This window comes from Streptococcus sp. DD04, from assembly GCF_001578725.1.
GTDB lineage: Bacteria > Bacillota > Bacilli > Lactobacillales > Streptococcaceae > Streptococcus > Streptococcus sinensis.
In genome coordinates this window covers 77596-86156 of sequence record NZ_KQ968976.1, presented here as the reverse complement: position 1 = coordinate 86156, position 8561 = coordinate 77596, and the positions used below count along the sequence as shown (strand labels likewise).

The 8561-nt window shown below is 42.8% G+C and carries 8 protein-coding genes; all 8 read left to right on the top strand.

Going from position 1 to position 8561, the window contains the following annotated elements:
• Positions 1-606: esterase family protein (locus STRDD04_RS00400; RefSeq protein ID WP_231853852.1), on the top strand; the 606-nt coding region annotated here is incomplete at its 5' end.
• Positions 607-633: 27 nt separating this feature from the next.
• Entirely contained in the window at positions 634-1812 is a 1179-nt protein-coding gene (locus STRDD04_RS00395; protein WP_062198394.1) for an ATP-grasp domain-containing protein, read from the top strand.
• A 183-nt stretch (positions 1813-1995) separates the two neighbouring features.
• The gene (locus tag STRDD04_RS11255) at positions 1996-2436 is read left to right on the top strand and encodes a Rho GTPase-activating protein (protein ID WP_062198392.1); all 441 of its coding nucleotides are present in this window, start codon (positions 1996-1998) and stop codon (positions 2434-2436) included.
• 185 nt (positions 2437-2621) lie between these two features.
• On the top strand, positions 2622-3590 hold the full coding sequence (locus tag STRDD04_RS00385; RefSeq protein ID WP_062198391.1) for a thiamine pyrophosphate-dependent dehydrogenase E1 component subunit alpha: 969 nt from the start codon (positions 2622-2624) through the stop codon (positions 3588-3590).
• Positions 3591-3609: 19 nt separating this feature from the next.
• On the top strand, positions 3610-4602 hold the full coding sequence (locus tag STRDD04_RS00380) for an alpha-ketoacid dehydrogenase subunit beta (RefSeq protein ID WP_062198389.1): 993 nt from the start codon (positions 3610-3612) through the stop codon (positions 4600-4602).
• A 127-nt stretch (positions 4603-4729) separates the two neighbouring features.
• Positions 4730-5773, top strand: coding sequence for a dihydrolipoamide acetyltransferase (locus STRDD04_RS00375; protein ID WP_062198387.1), 1044 nt, complete (start codon positions 4730-4732; stop codon positions 5771-5773).
• Positions 5774-5845: 72 nt separating this feature from the next.
• Positions 5846-7549, top strand: a complete 1704-nt coding sequence (gene lpdA, locus STRDD04_RS00370; protein ID WP_062198385.1) for a dihydrolipoyl dehydrogenase — start codon at positions 5846-5848, stop codon at positions 7547-7549.
• Positions 7550-7563: 14 nt separating this feature from the next.
• Positions 7564-8553 carry a lipoate--protein ligase gene (locus tag STRDD04_RS00365; RefSeq protein WP_062198383.1) on the top strand — a complete coding sequence of 330 codons (990 nt, stop codon included), beginning with the start codon at positions 7564-7566 and terminating at the stop codon, positions 8551-8553.
• The last annotated feature ends 8 nt before the right edge of the window (positions 8554-8561 follow it).

Genomic DNA, 8561 nt, shown 5'->3' with positions numbered 1-8561 from the left:
GGGATGATTGAAGCCTGCTCTTGGTTCATCGAGACAGGGAAGGTTCAGTTTTTCACTTTGAGCAGCGTGGATAGCGAAAGCTGGCTGGCTGACTGGAAGCATCCCCACGATCGTGCTGAGATGCACCGTGCTTATGAGCGTTATGTCATTGAAGAGGCTATTCCATTTATCAAGCACAAGACTGGCTGGTTTGACCCGATGATGACGACCGGCTGTTCTATGGGAGCTTATCACGCTGTTAATTTCTTCCTCCAGCATCCGGATGTTTTCAATAAAGTGATTGCCCTTAGCGGAGTTTACGACGCTCGCTTTTTTGTCGGTGACAATTTGAACGACGAAGTCATTTATCAAAACTCGCCAGCTGACTATATCTGGAACCAAAACGACGGTTGGTTCATCGACCGTTACCGTCAAGCAGATATCATTATTTGTACTGGCCTGGGTGATTGGGAACAAGATGGCCTGCCATCCTTCTATACCCTAAAAGAAGCTTTTGAGCACAAAAATATTCCAGCTTGGTTCTCTGAGTGGGGGCATGATGTGGCCCATGATTGGATTTGGTGGCGCAAGCAGATGCCTTATTTCCTAAGTCAGTTAAATCTTTAAAATGTCAAGTAGAAAGGAAGTCTTACTATGAATTATATCGTTATCTCCCCTTACTATCCGCAAAATTTTCAGCAGTTTACAATTGAGCTGGCCAACAAGGGCATTACAGTACTTGGTATCGGTCAGGAGCCTTATGACCAACTAGATCAGCCGTTGAAAGATGCTTTAACTGAGTATTTCCGTGTTGAAAATTTAGAAAATCTGGATGAAGTCAAACGTGCAGTTGCCTTCCTTTTCTACAAACATGGTCCGATTGACCGAATCGAGTCCCACAATGAATACTGGCTGGAGCAGGATGCCCAGCTGCGGGAGCAATTTAATATTTTCGGAGCCAAACCAAAAGATCTGAAAAAGACCAAGTTTAAGTCTGAAATGAAGAAATTTTTCAAAAAGGCTGGTGTGCCAGTTGTTCCAGGTCAGGTTGTTAAAACTCTGTCCGGTGTGGATCTGGCTGTCAATAAAATCGGTCTTCCCCTGATTGCCAAGCCAGACAATGGTGTTGGAGCAGCAGCCACTTTCAAGCTTGAAACAGGAGCAGATGTTGATCGTTTCAAGGCAGAATGGGATCAGGAAACAGTTTATTTCTTTGAAAAATTTGTGACTTCAAGTGAGATTTGTACTTTTGATGGACTGATTGACTCTAATGGAAATATTGTCTTTTCAACAACCTTTGACTATGCGCATACACCGCTTGATTTGATGCTCTATAAAGCAGATAATTCCTATTACATCCTCAAGGATATGGATCCAAAACTTCGTGAATACGGGGAAGCGATTGTCAAAACGTTTGGCATGAAAGAGCGCTTTTTCCACATAGAGTTTTTCCGTCAAGATGGTGATTATATTGCTCTAGAATACAATAATCGACCGGCCGGTGGTTTTACAATCGATGTTTATAATTACGCTCATTCAATCGATCTTTATAAGGGTTATGCTGCTATTGTGGCAGGTGAGCCATTTCCTGAGTCACACATGGAGCCATTATTCTGCTTGGCAACCGCTCGCCGTTCGACCTCACATTATGCTTATTCAGAGGCAGACTTGCTTGAAAAATATCGGGATAACTTTAAAGTCAAAAAAGATATGCCAGCAGCTTTCGCAGAGCTTCAGGGCGATGTTCTCTATATGCTGACGACTCCAAGCCGCGAGGAGCTTGATCAAATGGTGGTAGATTTTGGGAAGAAAGTGGACGATGCCACACAATAGTTTTCGACACCATGCAAAACGTCAGGCACAGCAATCATTTGTTTAGCACATACATATAGTGTCTAATAGAGTTAGAATACGAGAGATACTTTGAAATCTATTGCATTATTTTAGAGTAAGATTCATGAATGTATGGAGGTGGCGGTCAGCCACCTCTTTTTGTCTACTAGAAAAGAGGGAATTATGAAACGAATTTTTCTTGTTTTTTCCAATGTTATGCTGTTGATTTTCTTTTTGTGGGTGTTTTCAATTACAAACCAATGTTTAACTTATGATTTATATTCTTCAGTCTTTGTCTTTTCTGTCAGGGAAACTTTCAAATATGAAAATGTCAAAACTGAATTGGATAAACTCCCAGAGGGAAACACGACCCTCATCGGTCGTATGGTGCAAGTTTCTGATGAGAATAGCGATAAAAATATTCGATATGAGTTATATGGTCAGGGGAAATTGCCTCAAGGGCTGAATAAAGCAAAAGATTTAACAAGTCGCTCTTCGAGTTTGGTCGTTAATTATTACAAATTTAATGGTTCTTTAAAAAGCGAGGAGCGAGTGATTATCATAGCAACTCATAATCCGATAATTTCGGACATGGCAGATGAAGTCATTGAAATAGAAAAATGATAGGGCTATTGTTAAGTAATCAATGTAGTCCAAAGTTTGTGAAAATATTAATTTTCTAGCCAAAACTGGTGTATCTATGCGATATACCAGTTTTTCTTTGTGAAATTTTCTAAGCATAAATTTTGACAGGGCTTACAGCTTTGGATAAAATGTGTCTATAGAATGATGCTTAGAAAGGCAAAAATATGTCAACTTTAGATAAAGATCTTTTGTTAGAGATGTTCCGTAAGATGGAAGAAATCCGTCGCATGGATTTGAAAATTGCACAACTTGTAAAAAAAGGAAAAGTTCCGGGCATGACCCACTTTTCAGTTGGTGAGGAGGCTGCAAATGTAGGAGCGATGCTTGCTTTAAATCCTGATGATTTGATCACTTCAAATCACCGTGGGCATGGTCAAGCCATTGCTAAAGGTATCGACCTAAATGGAATGATGGCTGAAATCCTTGGAAAGTACAACGGTACTTGTAAAGGGAAAGGCGGCTCTATGCACATTGCTGACTTAGATGCCGGAAACCTTGGTGCCAATGGTATCGTTGGCGGTGGTATGGGAATCGCTGTCGGAGCAGCTCTGACCCAGCAAATGCATAAGACCGGTAAGATTGTTGTCTGCTTCTTTGGTGACGGTGCTACCAACGAAGGTGTCTTCCATGAAGCAGTCAATATGGCTTCTATCTGGAATCTTCCAGTTATTTTCTATTGTATCAATAACGGCTATGGCATTTCTGCTGACATCAAGAAAATGACCAATGTAGAGCACATCCACGAGCGCAGTGCAGCTTATGGCATTCCAGGTATGTTCATCGAAGATGGCAATAATGTTCTGGATGTCTATGAAGGTTTCCAAAAGGCTGTAGAGCATGTTCGCAGTGGTAAAGGACCTGTCTTGATTGAGAGCGTAACTTATCGTTGGTTGGGACACTCTTCTTCTGACCCAGGTAAATACCGTACTCGTGAAGAAGTAGAAGAATGGAAGAAAAAAGATCCAATCGAATATCTTCGTAAATACTTGCTGGAAAACAAGATTGCAAGCGAGGAAGAGCTGGAAGCAATCCAAGCTAGTGTCAAAGAAGCAGTAGAAGCATCTGTCAAGTTTGCAGAAGAAAGCCCATTCCCGCCGCTTGAATCTGCCTTTGAAGATATTTACGCAGACTAAAGAGAGGAGAAAAAAGAAAATGGAAACTAAAACTATGTCTTTTCGTAACACCATTATCCTCGCTATGTCTGAGGAAATGCGTCGCGATGAAAATGTACTCTTGATGGGAGAAGATGTCGGAGTCTTTGGTGGAGATTTCGGAACATCTGTTGGTATGCTGGAAGAGTTTGGACCTGAGCGTGTGCGTGACTGTCCAATTTCTGAAGCAGCTATTTCTGGAGCAGCTGCTGGAGCAGCCATGACAGGACTACGTCCAATCGTCGATATGACCTTCATGGACTTCTCTGTTATCGCCATGGATGCTATTGTCAACCAAGCCGCTAAAACGCGTTATATGTTTGGCGGAAAAGGCCAAGTGCCAATTACTGTCCGCTGTGCAGCAGGTAATGGAGTTGGTTCTGCTGCTCAGCACTCGCAGTCTTTGGAATCTTGGTTTACCCACATTCCAGGGCTTAAGGTAGTCGCTCCAGGAACTCCGGCAGATATGAAAGGCCTTCTCAAGGCTTCTATCCGAGACAACAACCCAGTCATTATCCTGGAATACAAGTCTGAATTTAACCAAAAAGGCGAGGTGCCACTAGATCCTGAGTATGTAATCCCACTTGGTGTTGGCGAAATCAAAAAAGAAGGTACCGATGTAACAGTTGTTACTTACGGAAAAATGCTTCGCCGTGTCATGCAGGCGGCTGAAGAATTGGCAGAAGAAGGTATCTCTGTAGAAGTGGTTGATCCACGTACATTGGTGCCGCTTGATAAGGATATTATCATCAATTCTGTTAAGAAGACTGGGAAGGTCGTTCTGGTCAATGATGCCCACAAAACTAGCGGTTTTATTGGTGAAATTTCAGCGATTATTTCTGAATCTGAAGCATTTGACTATCTAGATGCTCCAATCCGCCGTTGTGCAGGTGAAGATGTGCCGATGCCTTATGCACAAAACTTGGAAAATGCGATGATTCCGACCGTTGAAAGCATCAAAGACGCTATTCGTAAGACTTATCACAAAGAATAAACTATAATAAAAAAGAATGAAAACATTTAGTTAATGTAAGATTTTTTATGTAAATTGAACTCGTATAAAAAAGAAAATCTTAATGCAGAAGCTGCATTGAATAAACTCACTTAGAATAGGAGAGGTCATGACTGACGAAAAGCTTAGAGCGACTCCTGCTGCCAGAAAACTAGCAGATGATTTGGGAATTAACCTTTACGATGTATCTGGCACAGGTTCAAACGGTCGTGTCCACAAAGAAGACGTGGAAACTTACCAAAATACCCATGCGGTCCGTATTTCACCGCTTGCAAAACGAATTGCCAAGGAACATAATATTGCTTGGCAAGAAATTCAAGGAACTGGCCATCGTGGCAAGATTATGAAAAAGGACGTCCTTGCCTTTCTGCCTGAAAATATTGAGTCGGATACGATTAAGTCTCCTGCTCAAATCGAGAAAGTGGAAGAAGTTCCTGATAACATCACTCCTTACGGTGAAATTGAGCGGATTCCGATGACACCGATGCGGAAGGTCATCGCTAAACGGATGGTAGAATCTTACCTAACTGCGCCAACCTTCACCCTCAACTACGATGTTGATATGACAGAAATGCTGGCCTTGCGTAAAAAAGTGCTAGAGCCAATCATGGAAGCTACTGGAAAAAAAGTAACGGTCACAGACCTGCTTTCGCTTGCTGTTGTCAAGACATTGATGAAGCACCCATACATCAACGCTTCCTTGACTGAAGACGGTAAAACTATCATCACTCACAATTATGTGAATTTGGCTATGGCGGTCGGTATGGACAATGGCCTGATGACACCAGTTGTCTACAACGTAGAAAAAATGAGCTTGTCAGAGTTAGTTGTAGCCTTTAAAGATGTTATCGGACGTACGTTGGATGGTAAGTTGGCACCGAGCGAACTGCAAAACTCAACCTTCACAATCAGTAATTTGGGAATGTTTGGCGTTCAGTCCTTTGGGCCAATCATCAACCAACCAAACTCTGCTATTTTAGGTGTTAGCTCAACGGTAGAAAAACCTGTCGTTGTGAATGGAGAAATCGTTATCCGTCCAATTATGAGCTTGGGCTTGACCATTGACCACCGTGTAGTTGATGGAATGGCAGGAGCTAAGTTCATGAAGGACTTGAAGGCTCTGATTGAAGACCCAATTTCAATGTTGGTATAAGATTTTCTTTGCTAGTCTGAAAAGCAAAGAAGCGCTCAGCAAATGAAGAACTAATTAGAAAAGGAAAGAAAAATGGCTTTAGAAGTAATTATGCCAAAAGCCGGCGTGGATATGACCGAAGGACAAATTGTCCAATGGAATAAAAAAGTCGGCGAATTTGTCAAAGAAGGGGAAATCCTTTTGGAAGTCATGACTGACAAGGTCAGCATGGAATTGGAAGCAGAAGAAGATGGCTACCTGATTGCCATTCTCAAGGGTGATGGCGAAACTGTCCCTGTAACCGAAGTTATCGGTTACCTTGGTGAAGAAGGCGAAAATATCCCAACAGCAGGAGCAGCAGCGCCAGCAGCTAGCCCTGCACCTGCAGCAAGTGCTTCAAATGATGATGGTAAGAGCGATGATGCTTACGATATCGTTGTTATCGGTGGTGGTCCTGCAGGATACGTAGCTGCCATCAAAGCGGCTCAACTTGGTGGCAAGATTGCCTTGGTTGAGAAGTCTGAACTCGGCGGAACGTGCTTGAACCGTGGCTGTATCCCAACTAAGACATACCTTCATAACGCTGAAATCATTGAAAGCATCGGTCATGCAGCAAATCGTGGTATCGTCATCGAAAATCCAAACTTCACAGTCGATATGGACAAACTCCTAGCAACCAAGTCTAAAGTTGTCAATACTTTGGTTGGTGGTGTTGCCGGTCTTCTCCGCAGCTATGGCGTAGATGTTCATAAGGGTGTCGGTACCATTACTAAAGACAAGAATGTTTTGGTAAATGGTTCAGAATTGCTTGAAACTAAGAAGATCATCCTTGCTGGTGGTTCAAAAGTCAGCAAGATTAACGTTCCTGGTATGGAATCATCTCTTGTTATGACCAGTGATGACATTCTGGAAATGAATGAAGTGCCAGAAAATCTGGTAATTATAGGCGGCGGAGTTGTCGGTATTGAGCTTGGTCAAGCCTTCATGACCTTTGGTTCAAAAGTCACAGTTGTCGAAATGATGGATCGTATCGTACCAGCTATGGATGCGGAAGTTTCTAAGAACCTTCGCCTCATCTTGGAGCGCAAGGGTATGACTATCTTGACTGGTACAAAACTTCAAGAAATCATCGAAGAGAACGGTCAGCTTCGAATCAAGGTTGAAGGAAAAGAGGACATTGTCGCAAGTAAGGCTCTTCTTTCAATCGGACGTGTGCCGGACCTAGAAGGTATCGGAGATGTTGAGTTCGAACTGGATCGTGGCCGTATCAAAGTCAACGAGTACATGGAAACTTCTGTTCCAGGTATTTACGCACCGGGCGATATCAACGGTACCAAGATGTTGGCCCACGCAGCCTTCCGTATGGGTGAAGTAGCGGCTGAAAATGCCCTTAAAGGTAACCATGTTGTTGCGAAACTCAACTTGACTCCTGCCGCTATCTATACTCTTCCTGAAGTAGCAGCAGTTGGTCTGACCGAAAAACAAGCTCGTGAGAAATACGATGTTGCCATCGGTAAATTCAACTTCGCAGCGAATGGTCGTGCTATCGCTTCTGACGCGGCTCAAGGCTTTGTTAAAGTTATCGCTGATAAGAAATACGGAGAAATCCTTGGCGTCCACATCATTGGTCCTGCAGCGGCAGAATTGATCAACGAAGCGTCAAGCATTATCGAAATGGAAATCACAGTTGAGGAAATGCTCAAGACCATCCACGGACACCCAACTTATTCAGAAGTGATGTACGAAGCGTTTGCGGATGTTCTAGGAATGGCTATCCACTCACCTAAGAAGAAATAAAGGATGTCTCGTCAATGAAATATATCATTAACAACAGCAATGATACTGCCTTTAATATCGCTCTCGAGGAGTATGCTTTTAAGCATCTCCTTGATGAGGATCAAATTTTCCTGCTCTGGATCAATAAGCCATCGATTATTGTCGGGCGCCATCAAAACACCATCCAAGAAATCAACCGCGACTATGTGCGGGAACATGGTATTGAAGTGGTTCGCCGCATTAGCGGTGGTGGAGCCGTTTACCACGATCTGAACAACCTGAACTACACGATTATTTCCAAAGAAGATGAGAATAAAGCCTTTGATTTCAAATCTTTCTCAACGCCTGTAATCAATACCTTGGCTCAGCTTGGGGTAAAGGCTGAATTCACTGGCCGCAATGACTTGGAAATTGATGGCAAAAAATTCTGTGGCAATGCCCAAGCCTACATCAACGGACGCATTATGCACCACGGTTGCTTGCTTTTTGATGTTGATTTGTCAGTCTTGGCCAACGCCCTTAAAGTTTCCAAGGATAAGTTTGAATCCAAGGGGGTTCAATCTGTCCGTGCTCGTGTAACCAATATTGTGGACGAGCTGCCAGAGAAAATCACTGTTGAAGAGTTTAAGAACCTTCTTCTGGGCTATATGAAAAAAGAATACCCTGAGATGACAGAGTATGTCTTTTCGGACCAAGAACTAGCAGAAATCAACCATATCAAAGAAATCAGGTTCGGCACATGGGACTGGAATTATGGTAAATCACCTGAGTTTAACGTCCGTCGTGGAACAAAATTCCCTAGTGGTAAGGTCGAAGTCTTTACCAATGTTCTGGAGTCTAAAATCCAAGACATCAAGATTTATGGTGACTTCTTTGGTATCGAAGACGTCGCAGCTGTAGAAGATGTCCTTCGTGGAGTAAGATATGAACGCGAAGATGTCCTTAAAGCCTTAGAAACAATTGACATTACACGCTACTTTGCTGGTATCAGCAAAGAAGAGATTGCTGAAGCGATTGTTGGCTAAAATAGAAG